The 20,513-nt window shown below is 49.8% G+C and carries 18 protein-coding genes and 1 riboswitch; of the genes, 4 read left to right on the plus strand and 14 right to left on the minus strand.

What is annotated here, in order from left to right; all coding sequences use genetic code 11:
* Nucleotides 1-6 precede the first annotated feature (6 nt).
* Nucleotides 7-1,014, plus strand: a complete 1,008-nt coding sequence (locus FYJ60_RS05550) for an ABC transporter ATP-binding protein (protein ID WP_154457675.1) — start codon at nt 7-9, stop codon at nt 1,012-1,014.
* A gap of 84 nt (nt 1,015-1,098) precedes the next feature.
* Here the strand turns inward: FYJ60_RS05550 and eno are convergent, their stop codons facing one another.
* From eno to FYJ60_RS05615, 13 genes are all read right to left on the minus strand, one after another.
* Nucleotides 1,099-2,397 carry a phosphopyruvate hydratase gene (gene eno / locus FYJ60_RS05555; RefSeq protein ID WP_154457676.1) on the minus strand — a complete coding sequence of 433 codons (1,299 nt, stop codon included), beginning with the start codon at nt 2,395-2,397 and terminating at the stop codon, nt 1,099-1,101.
* Between the two features lie 177 nt (nt 2,398-2,574).
* Nucleotides 2,575-4,563 carry a glycoside hydrolase family 31 protein gene (locus FYJ60_RS05560; RefSeq protein WP_154457677.1) on the minus strand — a complete coding sequence of 663 codons (1,989 nt, stop codon included), beginning with the start codon at nt 4,561-4,563 and terminating at the stop codon, nt 2,575-2,577.
* Nucleotides 4,564-4,663: 100 nt separating this feature from the next.
* The gene (locus FYJ60_RS05565; protein ID WP_154457678.1) at nt 4,664-5,155 is read right to left on the minus strand and encodes an ureidoglycolate lyase; all 492 of its coding nucleotides are present in this window, start codon (nt 5,153-5,155) and stop codon (nt 4,664-4,666) included.
* A complete protein-coding gene (locus tag FYJ60_RS05570; RefSeq protein ID WP_154457679.1) occupies nt 5,124-6,416 on the minus strand; it encodes an AGE family epimerase/isomerase in 1,293 nt (430 codons plus the stop codon). The genes FYJ60_RS05565 and FYJ60_RS05570 overlap by 32 nt, the downstream gene beginning before the upstream one ends.
* A 66-nt stretch (nt 6,417-6,482) precedes the next feature.
* Nucleotides 6,483-8,189, minus strand: coding sequence for an ABC-ATPase domain-containing protein (locus FYJ60_RS05575; RefSeq protein ID WP_154457680.1), 1,707 nt, complete (start codon nt 8,187-8,189; stop codon nt 6,483-6,485).
* A gap of 278 nt (nt 8,190-8,467) precedes the next feature.
* A complete protein-coding gene (locus tag FYJ60_RS05580; RefSeq protein ID WP_154457681.1) occupies nt 8,468-9,124 on the minus strand; it encodes a DUF3786 domain-containing protein in 657 nt (218 codons plus the stop codon).
* Between the two features lie 148 nt (nt 9,125-9,272).
* Nucleotides 9,273-9,962, minus strand: coding sequence for a response regulator transcription factor (locus FYJ60_RS05585; RefSeq protein ID WP_154457682.1), 690 nt, complete (start codon nt 9,960-9,962; stop codon nt 9,273-9,275).
* A gap of 14 nt (nt 9,963-9,976) precedes the next feature.
* Entirely contained in the window at nt 9,977-10,618 is a 642-nt protein-coding gene (locus FYJ60_RS05590; protein ID WP_205838976.1) for a ComEA family DNA-binding protein, read from the minus strand.
* Between the two features lie 218 nt (nt 10,619-10,836).
* Nucleotides 10,837-11,421, minus strand: a complete 585-nt coding sequence (locus FYJ60_RS05595) for a folate family ECF transporter S component (protein ID WP_205838977.1) — start codon at nt 11,419-11,421, stop codon at nt 10,837-10,839.
* 65 nt (nt 11,422-11,486) lie between these two features.
* Nucleotides 11,487-11,588: riboswitch (THF riboswitch) on the minus strand.
* A 134-nt stretch (nt 11,589-11,722) separates the two neighbouring features.
* The gene (locus FYJ60_RS05600) at nt 11,723-12,916 is read right to left on the minus strand and encodes an aspartate aminotransferase family protein (protein WP_154457685.1); all 1,194 of its coding nucleotides are present in this window, start codon (nt 12,914-12,916) and stop codon (nt 11,723-11,725) included.
* 186 nt (nt 12,917-13,102) lie between these two features.
* The gene (gene argB / locus FYJ60_RS05605) at nt 13,103-14,002 is read right to left on the minus strand and encodes an acetylglutamate kinase (RefSeq protein ID WP_154457686.1); all 900 of its coding nucleotides are present in this window, start codon (nt 14,000-14,002) and stop codon (nt 13,103-13,105) included.
* Nucleotides 14,003-14,178: 176 nt separating this feature from the next.
* Nucleotides 14,179-15,408, minus strand: coding sequence for a bifunctional glutamate N-acetyltransferase/amino-acid acetyltransferase ArgJ (argJ, locus tag FYJ60_RS05610; RefSeq protein WP_154457687.1), 1,230 nt, complete (start codon nt 15,406-15,408; stop codon nt 14,179-14,181).
* Between the two features lie 16 nt (nt 15,409-15,424).
* A complete protein-coding gene (locus FYJ60_RS05615; RefSeq protein WP_154457688.1) occupies nt 15,425-16,651 on the minus strand; it encodes an argininosuccinate synthase in 1,227 nt (408 codons plus the stop codon).
* A 323-nt stretch (nt 16,652-16,974) separates the two neighbouring features.
* Here FYJ60_RS05615 and FYJ60_RS05620 point away from each other — a divergent pair, with 323 nt between their 5' ends.
* The 3 genes from FYJ60_RS05620 (at nt 16,975) to FYJ60_RS05630 (ending at nt 18,823) form a co-directional block, all read left to right on the plus strand.
* Nucleotides 16,975-17,457, plus strand: coding sequence for a sigma-70 family RNA polymerase sigma factor (locus FYJ60_RS05620; RefSeq protein WP_154457689.1), 483 nt, complete (start codon nt 16,975-16,977; stop codon nt 17,455-17,457).
* Entirely contained in the window at nt 17,447-18,046 is a 600-nt protein-coding gene (locus FYJ60_RS05625) for a hypothetical protein (RefSeq protein ID WP_154457690.1), read from the plus strand. The genes FYJ60_RS05620 and FYJ60_RS05625 overlap by 11 nt, the downstream gene beginning before the upstream one ends.
* A 135-nt stretch (nt 18,047-18,181) precedes the next feature.
* Nucleotides 18,182-18,823 carry a type I phosphoribosyltransferase gene (locus FYJ60_RS05630; RefSeq protein WP_154457691.1) on the plus strand — a complete coding sequence of 214 codons (642 nt, stop codon included), beginning with the start codon at nt 18,182-18,184 and terminating at the stop codon, nt 18,821-18,823.
* 210 nt (nt 18,824-19,033) lie between these two features.
* On the opposite strand, the gene guaB is transcribed toward FYJ60_RS05630, so the two are convergent.
* Nucleotides 19,034-20,500 carry an IMP dehydrogenase gene (guaB, locus tag FYJ60_RS05635; RefSeq protein ID WP_154457692.1) on the minus strand — a complete coding sequence of 489 codons (1,467 nt, stop codon included), beginning with the start codon at nt 20,498-20,500 and terminating at the stop codon, nt 19,034-19,036.
* Between the last annotated feature and the right edge of the window lie 13 nt (nt 20,501-20,513).

Raw genomic sequence — 20,513 nt, forward strand, 5'->3', positions numbered from 1 at the left:
AACGCAATGTCCTATATAAGATTTGAAAATCTCTGTAAAAATTATGACCAGAAAGCGGTGCTGAAGGATATTAACCTTGAAATTGAAAAAGGCACCCTGGCAACCCTGCTCGGCCCGTCCGGCTGCGGAAAAAGCACTCTGCTCCGCTGCCTTGCCGGTCTGGAAACCGTAACCAGCGGAAAGGTATTTCTGGACGGCAAAGATATCACCGATGTGAACCCCAAGGACCGGGGCATTGGAATGGTCTTTCAGCAATACAGCCTGTTTCCGAATATGACAGTCGAGCAGAATATCGCCTTCGGCCTGAAAATCAAGAAAACAGACAAAAAAGTCATCCAGGAGAAGGTAAACGATATCATTGGCATTGTCGGTCTGAAGGAACAGGCCAGGCAATACCCTTCCCAGCTATCCGGCGGACAGCAGCAGCGCGCCGCCCTGGCGCGGGCGATTGTCACAGAACCGAAGGTTCTGCTTCTGGATGAGCCTCTTTCTGCCATTGCCGCTCTACTGCGTCATTCCCTGCAGATTGAGATCCGCCGAATCCAGCAGGAACTGGGAATTACCGCCATTTTCGTTACCCATGACCAGGACGAAGCCATGGTCATGTCGGATGTAATTCACCTGATGTATCAGGGTCACATGGAACAATCCGGCCGCCCGATCGAACTGTATACAAAACCTGCCACAAAATTCGTGGCGTCCTTTATCGGCCATTATAATCTGCTGGATGCCCCTGTCATGAAGAAAATCTGCGGAGCCGATATCAGCAGCGAGAGCATCGCCTTCCGTCCGGAGCTGATCCATGTAAGCACGGAACCGGTGGAAGATCCGGATTCCTATATGATTCCGGGAGAAATCGCGTTCAGCCTGCCGCACGGAAACATTCTCCGTTACGCCGTTCTGTGCGGAGACACCCAGATAGATGTAGATGCCCTTTTCGGAACGGAAGCTCCCTACTGCAGAAGCGACCGGATTTTTCTGAGCATCCGGAAGGATGACTGCATCTACCTGTAAATCGAACGGAGCCGTCTCCTGCATTCGACGATGCAGGGACGGCTCTTTCAATCATAAAATATGAAGTTCTATACAATTTCCGGATTATCTTCTGAATCCGAAAGCGCCTTTCCCGAGGTACGCGGCACTGTTGCCCAGATGTTCTTCGATACGAAGAAGCTGGTTATATTTTGCCACCCTCTCCGTTCTGGAAGGCGCGCCGGTTTTAATCTGTCCTGCGTTAAGAGCGACCGCAAGATCGGCGATCGTGGTGTCTTCCGTTTCCCCGGAACGATGCGAGATAATCGCCCGGTAGCCTGCCCTGTCTGCCATCCGGATAGCATTCAGGGTTTCCGAAACAGAACCAATCTGGTTGAGCTTGATCAGAATGGCATTTCCTGCTCCCAGGGAAATTCCCTTCCCCAGACGTTCCGTATTTGTCACAAAAAGATCATCTCCGACCAGCTGCAGCCTGCCTCCCAGCCGCTCTGTCATACGCTGCCAGCCTTCCCAGTCCTCTTCATCCAGACCATCCTCCAGGGAATAGATTGGATAATCAGAAGTCAGCTTCTCCCAGTGTTCAATCAGCTCTTCTGTCGTAAAATCCTTTCCGGACTTGGGCTGATGGTAGAAGCCCTTACCCTTTTCACTTTTCCACTCGGAGGCTGCCGCATCCATAGCCAGGACAAAATCTTCCCCGGGCTTATAGCCTGCATTTTCCACAGCCTGAAGGATATGACCGATTGCATCTTCATCAGACTGAAGATCCGGGGCAAAGCCTCCCTCATCACCGACAGCCGTTGTTTTTCCTTCCTTTTTCAGCAGCTGCTGCAGGGCATGAAAAACTTCCGTGCACTGGCGCAGTCCCTCGGAAAAACTTGCGGCTCCAACCGGCATGATCATGAATTCCTGTGTATCGACAGAATTTGACGCATGCGCCCCGCCATTCAGAATGTTCATCATGGGCACCGGAAGCACAATGGCATTGGCTCCCCCGAAATACCGATAAAGAGGAATCTGCTGCGCTTTGGCCGCCGCATGTGCCGCCGCAATGGAAACCGCCAGAATAGCGTTGGCGCCCAGATTCGATTTATCCTTTGTACCGTCGGCGGCGATCATTGCCGCGTCCACCGCATACTGGTCGGACGCATCCATCCCCTTCAGCACAGGCGCAATTTTCTCATTGATGTTGGCAACTGCCTTTTGAACGCCTTTCCCTCCGAACTTCGACGGATCCTGATCCCGGAGCTCCAGCGCTTCAAATTCTCCGGTTGACGCTCCAGACGGAGAAGCTCCTCTGCCGATGGTTCCATCCTTCAGTACAACTTCCGCCTCTACGGTAGGATTCCCGCGGGAATCTATAATCTGCCTTCCTATTACCTTTTCAATTTCAAGATAACTCATATCTCTGTCCTCCTCCTATGCCTGCAGGCCGGTTATCAGCCTTATTTTATTTTTCTAACCATAATTAGAATATTCTAATTATAGTATCCTGTCAAGAGCAGAACACAAGGTTTAGTTATTGCATTCTATAATACTATAGGCATTACTTACTGCGCATGTCCCTACGGTAATTTACAGTTATTTTAAAATATGATCCTGCAGATCTGTTACCGCACTTATTCCGTCATCGTTGTACAATTCATAGTTTTCCGGTTTTCCCTCATTGCAAACATAATGAATCGTGCTGTAATCCAGCGAGGCAGTATTCTCTGCCGGGCGGCAGATCGGAAGAACATGACCTTTCCGGATGAAGATCAGCGTTTCTCCAAGCTCTGCCCTCAGATAATGGTCTCCCTTCGAAAGTCTGATCTCATCGTAATCCTTCCAGCTTCTCATTCGCAGAAGCTTCATATCCTCAGGCAGATAGACATAGCGTCCGGCAGCATTCTGTCTGTAGACTGGCGCGATCATCACGCTTTCGCCGACAAGCAGCTGATCCTCCGTCTCTACAGCCCTCCTGTCGTCCTGCCACTGAAAAGCAAGCGGCATCATATACATACCGTCGCGAAGGGCAGCTTTCATAAATTCACTGTAAATATACGGAAGCAATGCATACCGGAGTTCAACAATCGGCCGGAACCGCTCCGGATGCGCAAACTCGCTGAGTTCCTGGAATCGGTTTCCCTTCGCATTGTGGTTCCGGTACAGGGGTATAAAAAGCGCCATCTCCAACCACCGCATCATCAGATCTTCTGTTGTGTCGTCGCCGAAGCCTCCCATATCGGAACCGGAATATAGGAATCCGCACAGATTGAGCCCGACCATCTGCTGCATGCTTAACAGCAGATGATTCCACCAGCTTCTGTTGTCTCCGGTCCAGACACCCCCGTAACGATGCATTCCAATATAGGACGCTCTGGAAAACAGAAGAATTCTCCGGTCAGGACACAGCTTTCGAAACGCCTCCCCAGCTGCTCTCGTCATAAGATAGCCATAGAGATTGTGCAGCTTGTCATGACGATATAACTTTCCCTTGTAAGTATGATAAAAGCTCCGGTAATCCTCCGGGTTGTTCGACAATTCTCCTGTCAGTGACACCATCTCAAAAAAGGAATCAATATCAAGATTCTGTCCCTTAAATTCATCAAGGCGACGGAAAACCTGTGACAGATGCTTCTCCGTGTAGAAAATCGCCGGCTCGTTCATGTCATTCCAGAAACCATCAACCCCCTGATCCAAAAGAACGCGGTAATGTTCTCCAAACCATTTTCTTGTTTCCGGCTTCATAAAATCCGGAAAGTGAACCTTTCCCGGCCAGACAGCGGCCACAAGGTCATTTCCTTCTTCATCCTTGACAAAATAATCCGCCTTTTTACCCTCCTCGCAAACATCATAACCATCCTCTATCTTGACACCTGCATCAATGATCGGCACAAGATGAATTCCCCGTTTTTTCATCTTTGTGCAGAAATCTGCAAATTCTGGAAACGCCTGCTCATTCACAGTGAAATCCTTGTAATGATCCATATAATCAATGTCAAGATAGATACTGTCAAGCGGAATGCCTTCCTCCAGATATCGGTCGGCAACCGTTTTCACTTCTTCCGCTGTTCGGTAGCTCCAGCGGCTCTGTCCATATCCAAAAGCCCACTTCGGTGGAATGTAGCTTCTGCCCACAAGGCGGCGAAATTCATGCGCGATTCCGGAAAGCGTGGAATCCTGCACCAGATAGAGATTTGCGTCAAAATCATCGAAATCTATCACAAGCACATCTGGATCCGTGTACCCAAGATCGAAAATCACTTTGCCGGGTGTATCCACATAGAGGCCGAAAGCCCTCTGTGGAGAAAAAACAAGGATGAAATTCTGGGAAGCATAGAGAGAATGCTTCCCTTCCGTGTGCATGTAATCATCCGTATTGTTACTGATGTACAGCCAGTTCCTCTTATTCATTCCCCGGACGGTCTCCCCTAATCCATAAACCACATCCTCGCAGTCCATCCGACAGCGAAGCGTTTTTGCGGCAATGTCTGAGGTGAAACCTGGAATTTCTCCTTCTTCTGCCGGTATACTCATTACAACAGAATCTGTCTCAATCGGATTTCCAATTACATAATGTCTGATCATCTCGTTGCTTCTCCTATCCTCAGTTTCCGTCCTTCGCGGGCGCATACCCAGAAAGGGCTGCGAAGCGCTTTCACGTTTCGCAGCCCCTGTTTTCAGAAATCTACTTCTCGATAAGGAATTGCTCTTCTTCCTTTAAATCAACAACCTTGCAGTCATTGATGTACGTACATTCCGGTAATATTATCATTGCTGAAAGTTCATCAACATCCGCCGGCAATGGTGCCAGGTGCCAGATGGCAGATTTGATTTTAACGAGCGTCCATTGCTTTACCAAAAACGCTTTGGTTAAACCAGTAACCGGGATTCCGTTTGATGCCGGTCCCACATGAATAATCATATCTCCGTTTAAGGGAAGAATCATTTCCGGTGTCGTGGTATGATATTCCAGCTGTTTAATCAGCATCTTCTCCGGCTTTTTCACAAGAATCGGAGAAAATGCCAGCCTGTTATGATAAGATTCCGTTACCCTGTCAGGAAAGAATCTGTGTATTTCTCCATTCAACGAGAATCCTTCGGGCTCATTCATGGCGTAATACTCTCCAAACGGGGCAAATGCTTCTCTAGTTAAGGGTTCCACTTTGATTTTGCGCATAGTACCTTTTTCTCCTTTTTACCGCTAATGCAATGGAGATATCCGGTTGATATCTTGACATCAGCATCGCCTGAAAAGCATGATATAGATCTGGTTTTCCAGGCCATACACTGGAAAGAATCTGATTATTGCTATCCAGTTGATGATACCATGAACCGTTTTTATGATCAATCACCATATCGTCCGTATATTTTAAAAAACGAGAATAGTCTTCCGCATATGTTTCTTTCCCGGTAATATGATATAAGCTTGCACTTGTGTTCAAAGCTTCCGCAATTGTCCAATGCATACGATCATGAATAACCGGAGCACCGGTCCAATCCGTTGTATAAACAATCCCTTCCTTCCCATCCGCATTCCAGCCATCCTGAATTGCTCTTTGATAAAGAAGTTCTGCCTGTCCGATGCGTTTAGCCCCTTCCTGGGAAATCATACAGCCATTTGCATTTTTATTTTCAGAATATGATGCCAGCGCATGCTGCGCGATCAGCCGTGCCCATTCGATGCCATGTCCTGGCGTCGCCCCAAAAGGCTTGAATGGGTCATCAGGCTTATCTTCATTGTACATCAATTCAGGTTTCCATTGATCTGTGTAATGTTCCGGAATTCTCCATCCATTCGCTTCCGCCCATTTTAAAACATGAGTGATAATCCTTCCCGCCCGTTCTCTCCAAACAGAATCCCCTGTTGCATCTGACAAAGCAAGAAACGCCTCTACCGTATGCATATTTGCATTCAGGCCACGATAGGCACTGAGATTTTGAAATGGAATATCCCAGGTGTCATATGTCAGACCACAGCCGTCATCCCAAAATTTTCTAATAAAAATCTCTTCCGCTTTTTCAAGCAATTCATCCGCTTTCTCAAATCCGGCAAGTAGAGCGCTGGAAGCCGCAAGCATTACAAAAGCATGTGCATAACACTGCTTATCTGCTTCCACAGAACCATCTTCCCGAATCCCTGTATACCAGCCTCCATTCTGAGAATCCCGCAATTCGTTTAACAGTCCCTCAACTCCCTGGACTGCAGGTTCCATACATTCTTCATAACCAAGCATAGAACCAATACTATACACATGAACCATTCTGGCGGTAATCCATGTTTCACGCGGATACTGTGTCCAAGGTGTTCCATCATCTCCAAGCCAGTAGGAACTTCCTCCAGGAGAAGGGAATTTTTTTCCGAAATCCAAAAGCTTTTTTGCTTCCAGCTCCAGGAACCGGTAGTTTTCTTCTGTATCCAGCCGATATTTCGCCTTCATACTTTTTCTCCAATCATGCTTTTGCCTTTGCCTTCGCTATTTTTTTCTGACAGCGCACGGGGCATTTCACCTCCAAATCAATCCCCTGCACCTGCTGATGGCTGCCGCCAGTTCTTCTTTCCTCGGCTTTGCCATATTCCCGGAAATCCGGCCATTTTCCCTATACAGCCCGAAACCCTCTTTCTGAAAAGCCCGCTCCCAGTCGTTTACAAGCGCCGCCGCATTCTTCCTGCCGTTCATTTCGCCTTTCGCCAGCCATAAGAATGTATAGGCAAGGCACTCGCTCTGCTCCTTGTCCGCCAGCTGTTCTACAAGCCGCAGATCCGTCTCTCCATGGCCAATCAAGAAGCCGTCCGTTCCCAGATTTTTATGTTTGATACGCCCTCTCTGCTCCTTAAAATCGCTGCCGGGACGTGGAAAACGCCTGCCCTGACTCGGACTGACAGAGACGGAAAAACTGCCCTCCTTGCCCTGAAAAGGAACGATTTTCCGAACCTTGTCCGTTACATCCTTCGGTTCGTACTGATCCATCTGGATGATCGTATCCGCCTTGCTAAAAAAAGCGCCGGAGCTGCCTGCTACCAGAATGGTGCTGATATCGGATTTCTCATAGAGAGCGCGCATCCTGTCTGAAAACGGTGTGATTGGCTCCTCTTCTTCCGAGACGATTTTCTGCATGAGCGCGTCCCGCACCATAAAATTGGTTGCGCAGGTATCCTCGTCCATCAGCAGTGTCTTGGACCCACACTCCACAGCCTCCACCACAGAGGCCGCCTGAGAGGTGCTGCCGCTGGCATTTTCGGTAAAGAAAGCCGTTGTATCCTTCTTATTCGGAAGATGATTGATGAACATGGAAATATCATCGCCATTCACGCAGCGCCCGTCCTCCGCCCGGATCTTAACAGCGGATTCATCTGTCACGACAAATTCCCGTCCGTCTCCAGCTATATGATTATAGACGCCCCGTTCCAGGGCTTTTAGCAGGGTGGATTTCCCGTGGTATCCCCCGCCAATAATAAGCGTGACGCCTCTTTTTACGGCCATTCCGCTGATTGTTCCATAGTGGGGGAGTTCCAGAGTGATTCTGTCTTTCTCCGGAGAACGGAAGGGCAGGGCATCTGCCAGAGGCTTCTGTGAGATTCCGCTTTCTCTGGGAAGGATCGCGCCGTCGGCGACAAACGCACAGAGGGACAGCCGATCCAGTTCCTGTCTGAGAAACGCCTGATCTTCCGCCAGATTCAGAACATTTTGAACTGTCTCCTTCTGCCACGCCCCTGCATATGCAGTTTCCCGGACAATATCCGGCAGAAAGTGAAAAAGCATCTTCTCCAGTTCCCCCGCCAGCACCGTCCGGCCGGCTGCCGGAAAGCCTGCGTAAAAACGGAGCGTCACGTCTCCCTTTTCTCCAAGCTGGCAGGCGCTTCTGTCCAAAATCTCCTGTCCCGGACGGCTGGCGCTCATGCTGCCGCTTTTCCCTGACCCTCCTGCCTTTCCGGATACACTGCTTAGCTTTAAGCTCAGCCGTCTTAATATCATATCCTGCAGGGCGACACGGGTCTCATACCTGCCGCAGGCTTTCTGCGGCCAGCGCGCATCCTGTGCCTTTACGGTAACTGCAAGATCGGAAGGAGCAGCAAAGGGATCCCCCTGCACATGAACAATATGCAGCACATAATCTCCGAAATCATAGCTGCCTTTTAACGATTTATATGCCGGGTACCCCCGATGGTCAATGCTCCGAAGCATACGAAGCAGCTCATTTTTTGTATCCATAAAACCTCCTTGTATCTTGCAGTGTCGGCACTATTCTTAGATTGTCCATATCGTCTTTTCCCAACTGCCTCTATCCTGGCGCGACACCGTATTGAAAGGAATATCCTTCAACTGTCTCCTTGAACAAGCCTCTGTTCAAAAGACTGGAATTCCCGCACTTGCAGATAATACCGCACTGGTTGGCAATTTATCCATCCGGCGTAAGCCTTGGTTTCCTGCACTGGCAGACAATCCCTGCCGCAAAAACAAAAAAGATGAATGTGTTCACCAGTTTGCTTTCACTGTTTTTTCAACATCTTTGAAATCTCAAATATCACAGCTGAGCACGCTCCGCCGGCAGCTTCTATGGTCAGGTAATGTTCCGCCATCTCGTTGACCAGCACTTTTCCGGAGGCGGGAAATTCATCATCGGACTCCCAGAAATTTACCGTTATCGGAAACATCGGCGCATAGGGAATAACCGCGCTTACATCGGCTCTGTTTTTCTGAAGCCGTCCGCCAAGTTTTTCACACGCCTGCGCAAACTGCCCTGCCGATACGTTCCCGAAATCACGCCGGAACATTGTTTCAATATCTTTGTTAAAGCCGAAGCCTCTGGAAAGGCCTCCCCGCATATCCGCCAGGGAAATCCAGCGATCCGTCAGTGCACTTCTGTCCGCGGTATCCATGTACTGAAGGATGGTAAGGTGATGCCACATATTCAGCGGCTGCGCTATGATAAAATCCGGATAGTGCACGCAAATCTGCATATTCAGGCTTGGGACAATAAAATTCCCGGTCTTTTCCTCGTAAGTGACTGCCGCCTTGTCGCAGAGTTCTTGTACACTGTACCGTTTCAGCTTTTCACGCGCCGGTCCCAGCATGGCAGAAAGCTGCTTCTGCTGCAGCTCTTCTTTCACAGATTTTCCCGCCGTTACATTCCCAAAAGGTTCCATCTTTCTTCTCCACACAAAAAAGAAATTTCAAAGTTCTTGCATGTTTCCATAGAAACGTTTTTTAAGCTGATACCTGTTTTACCACTCCGTCATCGTTGTATAAAAAATACCGGAAGCCCCTGGAAAAATGAGCTTCCGGCTGGAACGATCAGGCCTGAAAGTAGTACCCGACTCCCCACTTGGTATGTACATACCTCGGTTCGCTGGGGCTGTCTTCAATTTTTTCCCGAAGACGGCGGATATGCACATCCACGGTCCGCACATCTCCCGGATATTCATAACCCCAGACGGTATTCAGCAGGTTTTCACGACTGTACACCTTATTCGGATTCAGAACCAGAAGCTGCAGGACATCAAACTCCTTCGCGGTCAGATTAACCTCCCTGTCGCCGATAAAGACACGCCTGCTGTCGCAGTCGAGCTTCAGATCGCCCGCCTGAACCACGCGGGACTGTTCCTTTGATTTTTCCGGCTTTCCTGTGCGCCGGATAATCGCCTTGATCCTCGCCTTTACCTCCAGTATATTAAATGGCTTGGTGATATAGTCGTCGGCTCCGTACTCCAGCCCCATGATCTTGTCCATGTCCTCGCCTTTTGCCGTCAGCATAATAATCGGGACATTGGAAAATTCCCGTACCTGCTGGCAGACCTGCAGGCCGTTCATTTTGGGAAGCATGAGATCCAGCAGGACAATATCATAATCATTGGCGCGGATCATCTCCAGCGCCTCTTCTCCGTCGTAGGCACTGTAAACCTCAAACCCGTCCTGTTCCAGTGAAAAACGAATCCCCTTGACAATCAGCTTCTCATCATCAACAACAAGCACTTTCCTGGCCATTCTGACATTACCCCTTACACTTCAATCTGATCTTTTATCTTCTGGAAGCTTTTTTCTCCGATCCCGCTTACATTCTGAATATCTTCTGCGGAAGAAAACTTTCCATGTTCCTCCCGGTATCGGATAATATCCTCTGCCCGGCTCTCTCCGATGCCGGACAGGGTCATTAATTCTTCCTTTCCTGCTGTATTAATATTGATTTTTCCTGAATTTCCGCTGCCCGGCTGCTGTATTCCCGAAGGACTTCCCGCTGCCGTCCCAGAAAAACCCGGCGCACTGGTCTCTTCCACCGAATACACGGTGATCTGCCGGCCGTCGGAAAGCAGCTCCGCCTGATTGATCGCTTTTCTGTCCGCCGCCTCGGTCAGTCCTCCTGCCGCGTCCAGCGCCTGATAGACACGGCTGTTTTCCGGAAGCTCGTACACGCCGGGTCTGCAGACCTCCCCGCAGACATAGACAAAAAGCGTTTTCGGTTCCCCTGAAGTTTCTTTCGCAGATATACTTCCAGCAGAGCTGTCGCCGGAAATCGTCTCGGGAACGCTTTCCCCGATCCGGGCGCCGGAATCCGCCACGGAATAGACTGTTCCGGACTCTCCGCATCCGCACAGTATCAGAAAACAGGACATCACTGCTATCATCCTGCACCATTTTCTCATACGCATCACCTCCTGCAGTAAATCCGCAGGTCCCCTGCGATGCACAATCATATTCTAGCGAATCTGAAATTTATTTACAAGGCAAAATCCCGAAAAGAACCTGCTTCTTACGGCTTCTCCCAAAGAGTTCTCCCACACAACGGAATACAGCCGGTGGAATCTGCCCCACCGGCTGTCTGGATGTACTGAACGAACTCTTTATTGACTTTATTGAGGTTTTATTTCTCTGTTTCTTTTGCCAGTGCCTTCTGCTTTGGCGTCTCCAGGCCTTTGAATACTTTGGCCTTGGTGAGCATGGTGCTCATAAACCAGAACATTGCCACATTGATCGGAAGAAGGATCAGCTCCTTCACAATTCTGGCCGGGAGAATAACAAGATAGGCATTCCCGTACAGCAGCGTCAGCCAGTAGGTATTCAGCAGCATATTGACAAATACTGTAACCAGACTGTTTGTAAGGATAATCCTGCGAAGTGTGAGAGGCTTCTTATAAAGAAACGTACCGTAAATCAGGCCGCCCAGGATACCGGAGATGGTAAAGCCCGGAAAAAAGGGGCCGGTCGGCTTGATCATATAATTTACGATATCGGCAAGGCCGCCTTCCAGCATGCCGACAACCGGACCGAAAAGCATTCCTGTCAGCTCATTGGCCAGGAATGTAAAGCTGATCCGGATGGATTCTGTCAGCTGTACGCTGAAAAATCCGAGTACCACGGCAATCGCCAGAAGCATGGCGGCAACCGCCAACGATCTGGTCTTTTTCAGCTCTTTTGCAGATTGTGCGAAACTGTCTTTAAGTCTCATAAAACAAAACACCTCCTCTGCAGTAGCCCTAAAGCTACGCATAAGAAGGCAGTTTCATTATGTGTAGCAGTGGGATTCGGTAAGATGCACCGCAAACATAACTGTTCTTCGTCTTGCCGGCTTACATCCCGCCAGCTCGCACTTGACGCGCACCTTCCTACTCTGCTTCCTTATTCAGTTGAAATTTACGCCTTAATAGTACGCTCCGGAATACCGGTTGTCAAATGTTTTCAATCTTTTACGATACTTTTTCCAGCTTTTCTCTCCAGCCTACATCTGCTGAAATTTATTTGCCAAAAGCTTACAGCAATATTTCCGCGAGGATGCTGTACATTTGATCAATATCACTTTCCGTGATAATCAGCGGCGGAACCAGACGGAGGACATTCCCTGATGCACTGATTACAACCAGCCCTTTCTTCATCGCTTCCGCGACTATCTCTCCTACTTTAACGCTGTCGGCAAGCACAAGCCCCTGCATAAATCCGGCACCGCGCCGCGCGGTGATTTTTTCGGATTTTTCTGTCAGCTCATCCAGCTTTTTCTCCAGATAAGGCGCTGTCCTGCGGACATGTTCGGTAATATGATTTTTTTCAAACAGGTCAAAGACCGTGCTGACCGCCCGGCATGCCAGCGGATTTCCTCCGTAGGTACTTCCGTGATCCCCCGGAACAAGCGAGTGTTCCGCCGTCTTTTTATTCAGAACAAACGCTCCGACCGGAACGCCGCAGCCCAGTGCCTTTGCGCAAGCCATAATATCCGGCGTTACGCCGTATTTCTGCCACGCAAACAGGTAACCGGTTCTTCCCATCCCACACTGGATCTCATCCAAGATAAGCAGAATGTCTCTCTCATCACAGAGTTCGCGAACGCCCTTCAGGAATTCCGGTTCTGCCGGGTAGATGCCGCCCTCGCCCTGCACTGTCTCCATAATAATGGCGCAGGTTTTATCTGTCACCTGGGACCTGACGCTTTCCAGGTCGTTAAAATCCGCAAAACGGATTCCGCCGATCAGCGGCTTGAAGGGATCCTGATAGCCTGCGTTTCCTGTCACGGAGAGTGCGCCAAGACTTCTTCCGTGGAAGGAGTTCCGCATGGCGATAATCTCGTGATCAGTGCTGTGATCCCGCAGCCAGGCATATTTTCTGGCGGCCTTGATTGAGCCCTCGATGGCCTCTGTCCCGCTGTTGGTAAAGAAAACCTTGTCCATTCCGGACGCCTTGATCAGCTTTTCGGAAGCTTCCGCCAGGGGGACATTGTAAAACAGGTTGGAGGTGTGAATCAGCTGATCCACCTGATCCTTCAGTGCTTCGTTGTACTCCTTGTTCCCGTATCCCAGGCCGAAAACCGCGATTCCTGCCGCAAAGTCCAGGTACTCCTTCCCGTCCGTATCATAAAGATGCACGCCCTCGCCGCGCTTGAAAACAACCGGCAGCCGGTTATAGGTGTGCAGGACATTTTTTTCTGTTATTCTGATATAATCCTGTGTATCCATTTTGTCCTTTCCATAGAAACTGCGCTGCCGTTTTTGACAGCACCTCAAGGCATGATCGGTTCTTTACGCTGCAGCCTGTCCGCCATCCTTCCATGTATTCTCCGCTGTCCTTGGAAGCTCCCGCATCGCTGTTCTCTCCAGCCGGTAAGCCAATCTCCCTTTGATAAAGGATGCCGCGGACCGGGCTTATTTCTGGAATTCCCTGTTGAATTTCTGGGACTCATCCTTCATAATTGCCGTTCCGATTCCCTCATTGGTGAAGAACTCCAGGAGCAGACAGTGCGGTATTCTTCCGTCCAGAATGTGGACGCGGGAAATTCCTCTGTTGATGGCATCGATGCAGTTCTGCAGCTTGGGAATCATGCCTCCGCCGACAACGCCTTCCCGGATCAGCTCCTCCGCCTCACTGACGGTAAGCTCAGAGATCAGGGAAGAAGGATCATCCTTATCCCGGAGCACTCCCTCAATGTCGCTCAGGAAGGCCAGTTTCTCCGCCTGCATGGATTCCGCAATCGCGCTTGCGGCATCATCAGCATTGATGTTGTAGGAATGAAAATGATCATCCATGCCGATAGGACACACCACCGGAAGAAAATCTTTTTCCAGCAGGTCATACAGGATTTTGGGATCTACATGTGTCACATCTCCCACATAACCGATATCCTGTCCTCCGGAAGTTTTCTTCCTGCATCCGAGGAGACAGCCGTCTTTTCCGCTGATGCCGACCGCCTTGACTCCAAGCGCCTGCACCATGCTGACCAGTTCCTTGTTAACCTTATTCAGCACCATCTCCGCCACTTCCATGGTGTCTTCATCCGTGACGCGGAGTCCGTTCACAAAATGGGGTTCCATGCCGACCATGCCGACCCACCGTGATATTTCCTTTCCGCCTCCGTGCACAATAATCGGCTTAAAGCCGACCAGTTTCAGAAGAACCACATCCGCGATGACGTTTTTCTTCAGTTTCTCATCGATCATGGCGCTTCCGCCGTATTTGACCACCATGATTTTTCTGTTAAAACGTTGAATATAGGGCAGCGCCTCAATCAGCACTGCCGCTTTATCCAGATATTCCTGCTTGATCATATCCGCCTCTCCCTGCTCCTGCCTGTGTAAGTTCTCCGGAGCCTTCTTGACTCTGACTTTTATCGGCTGCCGGGCATGGCACTGCCCTTACCTGGCTGTTCCTTACCCGGCTGTGCCCACGGGACACGATAACGGCTGGTAACCATCTGTATCTGGCCGTGCCCTGCCTGAATGTGTCAGGAACGATAGTCCGCGTTTATCTTCACATAGTCATAGGTCAGGTCACAGCCCCAGGCTGTCGCCTCCGCATCTCCGGTTTTTACGTCGGCAATAGCGGTTACTTCCTTCTCGCTCAGAATGCGTGTCGCTTCTTCTTCACTGTAATCTACGGCAACGCCGTCCCGGATGATCTGAATTTTTCCGGCAGCGCTCTCGAAATACAGATCCACTTTTTCCGGGTCAAACGTCACGCCGGAGTACCCCATGGCGCAGAGAATTCTTCCCCAGTTGGCATCATGGCCGAAAATAGCCGCTTTTGTCAGATTCGACGTAATGACAGATTTCGCCAGAATCTTCGCGTTCTCCACCGTATCCACATGAATCATGCGGACCTCAAAAAGCGCGGTCGCACCCTCTCCGTCTCCCGCGATCTTTTTCGCCAGGACACGGTTGATCTCGAAAAGCGCGCGGACAAAGTTTTGATAATCCTCTCCCTCTTCCGTGATTTCCGGGTTTTCCGCCAGACCATTGGCCAGCAGCAGCACCGTATCATTGGTAGAGGTGTCTCCGTCCACGGAGATCATGTTGTAGGTATCCGCAATGACGGTGGAAAGAGCCTTCTGCAGCAGCTGCTTGGAGATGGCGGCATCTGTGGTCAGGAAAGAGAGCATGGTACACATATTCGGATGGATCATACCGGATCCCTTGCACATGCCTCCGATGGTTACGGTCTTGCCACCCACCGGAAAGCTGACGGAAACCTCCTTCGGCTTTGTATCGGTTGTCATGATGGCTTTTGCCGCCGTAGCTGCCGCCTCCCTGGTTCCGGACAGGAAGGGGGCAAGCTTTGCCACGCCGGCTTCTATCTTATCCACAGGGAGCTGCTGTCCGATCACACCGGTAGAAGCGACCAGAACCGCATCCTCCGGAACATGCAGGACTTCCGCGGCCGCTTCTGCCGTCTTTCTGCAGTTTTCCAGTCCCTCTTCCCCTGTACACGCATTGGCGATACCGCTGTTAATGACAACTGCCTGTGCCTTCGGGCATTCATAGACAATATGCTGGTCCCATTTCACGGGAGCGGCTTTTACCAGATTTGTGGTAAAGGTGCCTGCCGCAGCACAGGGGACATTACTGCAGATCATTGCCAGATCCCTGGTGTTTCCTTTTTTAATGCCCGCGCTTCCTCCGGCCGCCAGAAATCCCTTTGGTGCCGTTACTCCAGAATCTCCAATCTGAAACTCCATTTCCGCCGCCTCCTGCTTACTGGTTTTTCTGTTCTACTTCTCTGAGCTTCATGGCACGAACCTTTAGAGGCAGGCCGAACAGTGTAATAAATCCGTCCGCGTCATGATGATCGTACAGGTCTCCTGTAGTAAAGGAAGCAAGAGATTCATTGTACAGGCTGTAGGGAGAAGTGGTTCCTGCCTTTATGATGTTGCCTTTATACAGCTTCATCTTTGCCTCGCCGGTCACGTATTTCTGCGTGGACTCCACAAAGGCCTGCATTGCTTCGCGAAGCGGCGTAAACCACTTGCCCTCGTAGACCACCTGTGCCATCTGGCTTCCCAGCTTTTTCTTTGTCTCCATGGTTTCTCTGTCCAGACAAAGCTCTTCCAGCTGGTCATGCGCGGCCATCAGAATGGTTCCACCGGGAGTCTCGTAAACGCCTCTGGATTTCATGCCGACCACACGGTTCTCCACGATATCCACAATGCCGATGCCGTTCTTGCCTCCCAGTACATTCAGCTCCCGGATAATATCGGAAACCTTCATGGCCTTGCCATTCAGCGTCTTCGGGATTCCCTGCTCAAAAGTAATGGAAATCTCTGTCTCTTCGTCGGGAGCTTTTTCCGGCGGTACTGTCAGCACCAACAGTTCATCGTAATTCGGCTCCTGTGAGGGATCCTCCAGTTCCAGTCCTTCATGACTGATATGCCAGATGTTCCGGTCACGGCTGTATCCCTTTCCCATGGAAAAAGGAAGATCAATGCCGTGAGCTCGGCAATAATCAATCTCCGCCTGGCGGGAATCCATCTTCCACAGATCGGTCATTCTCCAGGGAGCAATGATTTTCAGATCCGGCGCAAGCGCTTTAATTCCGAGCTCGAAACGGATCTGGTCGTTTCCTTTTCCCGTCGCGCCGTGGCAGATCGCCACCGCGTTTTCCTTTCTGGCGATCTCCACCAGTTTTTTTACAATGGCAGGTCTTGCCATAGAAGTTCCCAGCAGGTATTTATGCTCGTAGACAGCTCCTGCTTCTACACAGGGCATGATAAAGTTGTCGCACAGATCGTCTACAATATCTTCGATATAGAGCTTTGCGGCGCCGGATTTTCTGGCACGCTCGTCCAGGCCGTCCAGTTCTTCTTCCTGCCCGCAGTCCACGCAGACGCAGATGACATCGTAGCCGAAATTTTCCTTCAGCCAGGGTATAATGGCTGTTGTATCCAGACCGCCGGAATATGCAAGAACTACTTTCTCTCTCATGGTGTTTCCTCCTGAACCGTCCCACTGGGACCTGAAAAATGAGACTGTATGATATATTGATATTTGTTTATTGTACATGATCTCTGGTACGGTTGCTACTATACAACAAGAAAATAAGGATTGCAATACAGAATTGTAATTTTATAAGTTAATATGCATATATTATGCTTTATGTGCATATTTATTCATTTTAGAAAACAGCACCTTCGCCTTCTGTCCTGTGCCTTTGGAAAAATCTTTTTATTTTTGCAACCTGATCTGCCTGTCATTCGTATCTTTGGTGAAGGATCCTTCCGGAGCATATTTAGGAGCGTGATGCACAAATGAGATTGCCTGTAAGTAAACTGGCAGAAAAATATCAGGAAAATGTATTCCGGGCAGCCTTCAGCGTAAGCCGGAATCCGGACGACGCGGAGGATGTTGTGCAGGATACTTTCCTGAAATATATGGAGAGCAACCGCCAGTTTGAAAGCGAAGAACATATAAAAGCGTGGCTTTTAAGGACTGCCATGAACCGGTCGAAAGATGTGGTTCATTCCTTCTGGCACAGAAACCTTGGATCTTTTGAAGAATACATGGATTCTGTTTCTTTTGAAGAACCCGGCGACCGTGAACTGGTAGAAACCGTTCTTTCCCTGCCGGAAAAATATCGCATTCCCATATATCTGTTCTATTACGAGGATTATTCCGTAAAAGAGATCGCAGGCATTTTGAAATTGCCGGAAAGCACGACCAAAAGCCGCCTTTACCGTGGAAGAAAAATGCTGAAAGATATTTTTAAGGAGGACTGGACAGATGACGAATAAGGATAAATTCAAAAGAGCATTCTCTGCACTGCACACATCCGACAGTTTTACGCTTGAGCAGGAGGATACGACTATGACAAAGAAAATCAGATTCCACAAAACCGCGGTTGCGGCATGCACGGCTCTGGCCATCTTTACCGGAGCCGCAACCTGCTATGCGGCGGATGCCGGAGGCATTCAGCGTACCGTCCAGGTATGGCTGCATGGAGATCAGACGACCGCTGTTATAACTGTAGACGATGACAGCATTACACATTACAGCATTACGGACAAAAACGGAAAACAGCTGCAGGGCGGCGGCGGTGTCGCAATCGATGAGGATGGAAAAGAACGTGCCCTGACAGCCTCGGAGATACAGGAACATCTGGATTCTCCCTCAACAGATACCATCGACGGAAAATTGTATCTGTTCTACAAGGATCAGAAAACAGACCTGACCGACAAATTTGATGCAGACGGTCTCGCCTATATCACCTTAAAAGATGGTGGCAAAACTCTTTATGTGACGGTAGCAGAAAACGGAGGGCTTCAGTCCAGCACGAAATGTTACCCTCAGAAGAGTGATCTCCCCCAGGAATGGTTTGAGTAACATCATGATAAATATCCAAACCCGGCAAAGCGGAAGTTAATTGTATATAATTCATAAAATTATTGGGGTTTTCCGAAAAATAATGGTATAATTAACAATCAACAGGTTTCCGCTGAGCCGGGAAAGGAGAATAACATGAATACAACATATACGAAAATTCCGTCGCCCTATAATCCCAATGTGCAGCTGAAGGTCATGCAGGGACATTTTGCCACCAGCCATTCCCACATCACCTGCTATATGGATATAACGACCATGAAGACCCGCTGCAATGAAGCGCACGGCGTGGCTGCCCTTCTGGCAACACACTATTCTGTAGACACACCGGTTGATACGATTGTGTGCATGGACGGGACCGAGGTGATCGGAACCTATCTGGCCGAAGAGCTCACGCGCTCCGGTATTCTCTCCTACAATGCCCACCGGACCATTTATGTGGTTTCCCCGGAATATACAACAGGAGGGCAGATAATTTTCCGCGACAATATGCAGATCGCCATCCGGAAAAAACATGCCCTTATGCTGTTCGGTTCCGTGACAACAGGACGTTCCCTGAATACAGCGGCCGACTGCCTGAAATACTACAGCGCCAGTATCAGCGGCGCGGCAGCCATTTTCAGCGCCGTGGACGAGGTGAACGGCATTCCGGTCACAGCAGCTTTCCATCCTTCGGACGTGCCGGAATTTAAGTCCTATAAGCATACGGAATGCCCGCTCTGTAAAGAGGGAAAGCCGATTGACGCCATCGTAAACAGCTTCGGGTATTCCATACTGTGAGTCACAGCGGCAGCTTTGCCGACGCCATAAGGATATCTGTTCCCGCCTGTACTTTCTGTCCAAAGCAGAAATACCTTGCAGACGGTCAGCGGTTCCGGTATTCTCATTGAACCTTTACAAAAAATTGAATCTTTGCGAAAGAGCCGACGCAGTTTTCCGCGCCGGCTCTTTTTCATGAACAATAAAAATTCTGCAGCTTTCTTACTCTTTTTACTCCTCGATACTGTAGTTCGGAGCTTCCTTTGTGATATGGATGTCATGCGGATGAGATTCTTTCAGGGATGCGGAGGATATTTTCACAAATTTGCCTGTTTCCTTCAGCGTCTCAATGTCCTTTGCCCCGCAGTATCCCATTCCGGAGCGGAGCCCGCCGATCAGCTGGAAGATGGTATCTTCTACCAGCCCTTTATAGGCAACACGTCCCTCTACGCCTTCCGGCACCAGCTTCTTAGCGCCGGACTGGAAATAGCGGTCCGCGCTTCCGTGCGCCTGCTGCATAGCCGCCATGGAACCCATGCCGCGGTATACCTTGTACTTTCTGCCCTGGAAAAGCTCAAACTCTCCCGGTGCCTCATCACATCCGGCAAACATGCTTCCCATCATGCAGACGTTTGCCCCTGCGGCGATCGCTTTTGTAATATCTCCGGAATACTTGATTCCTCCGTCAGCGATAATCGGCGTACCCGTCTTTTTGGACTCCTCGTAGCAGTTCATAACCGCTGTGATCTGCGGAACACCGATTCCCGCGACAACACGCGTGGTGCAGATGGATCCGGGACCGATGCCGACCTTCACACAGTCTGCTCCCGCGTCGATCAGATCATGCGTAGCCTCTGCCGTAGCCACATTTCCCGCAATGACCTGAAGCTCCGGATAGGCGGACTTGATCATGCGGAGGCACTTGAAAATATTCGCGGAATGTCCGTGCGCAGAATCTATAACGATAACATCCACATGGGAATGCACCAGGGCTTCTACCCGGTCCATGACATCTCCGGTGATGCCGACCGCCGCTCCGCAGAGCAGACGCCCCTGCGCATCCTTAGCGGACTGCGGGTATTTGATCTGCTTTTCGATATCTTTAATGGTGATCAGGCCTTTCAGATTAAAGTCCTTGTCTACAATCGGGAGTTTTTCCTTTCTGGCCTTTGCAAGAATACGCTTTGCCTCTTCCAGTGTGACGCCTTCCGGCGCGGTAACCAGGCCGTCCTCTGCCCTTGTCATGGATTCCTTGATTTTCTTGGAAAAATCCTCTTCAAACATAAGATCACGGTTTGTGATAATTCCTACCAGTTTTTTTCCTTCTGTGATGGGAACACCGGAGATTCTGTACTTCGCCATAAGCTGATTGGCATCCTCCAGTGTGTTTTCCGGAGAAAGGAAAAACGGATCCGTGATAACGCCGTTCTCAGAACGTTTTACCTTGTCCACCTCATCCGCCTGCTGCTCAATGGTCATATTCTTATGAATAATTCCGATTCCGCCCTGCCGTGCCATGGCAATCGCCATTCTGTGTTCGGTAACCGTATCCATCCCGGCGCTCATCATAGGAATATTCAGCCTGATTTTTTTTGTCAGCCACGTTGAAACGTCCACCATATTCGGTGTAACTTCCGAATACTGCGGCACCAGTAAAACGTCATCAAATGTAATCCCTTCACCGATAATGCTTCCCATCTTTCCATCCTTT

This window comes from Bilifractor porci (assembly GCF_009696005.1).
GTDB classification, from domain to species: Bacteria; Bacillota; Clostridia; order Lachnospirales; family Lachnospiraceae; genus Bilifractor; species Bilifractor porci.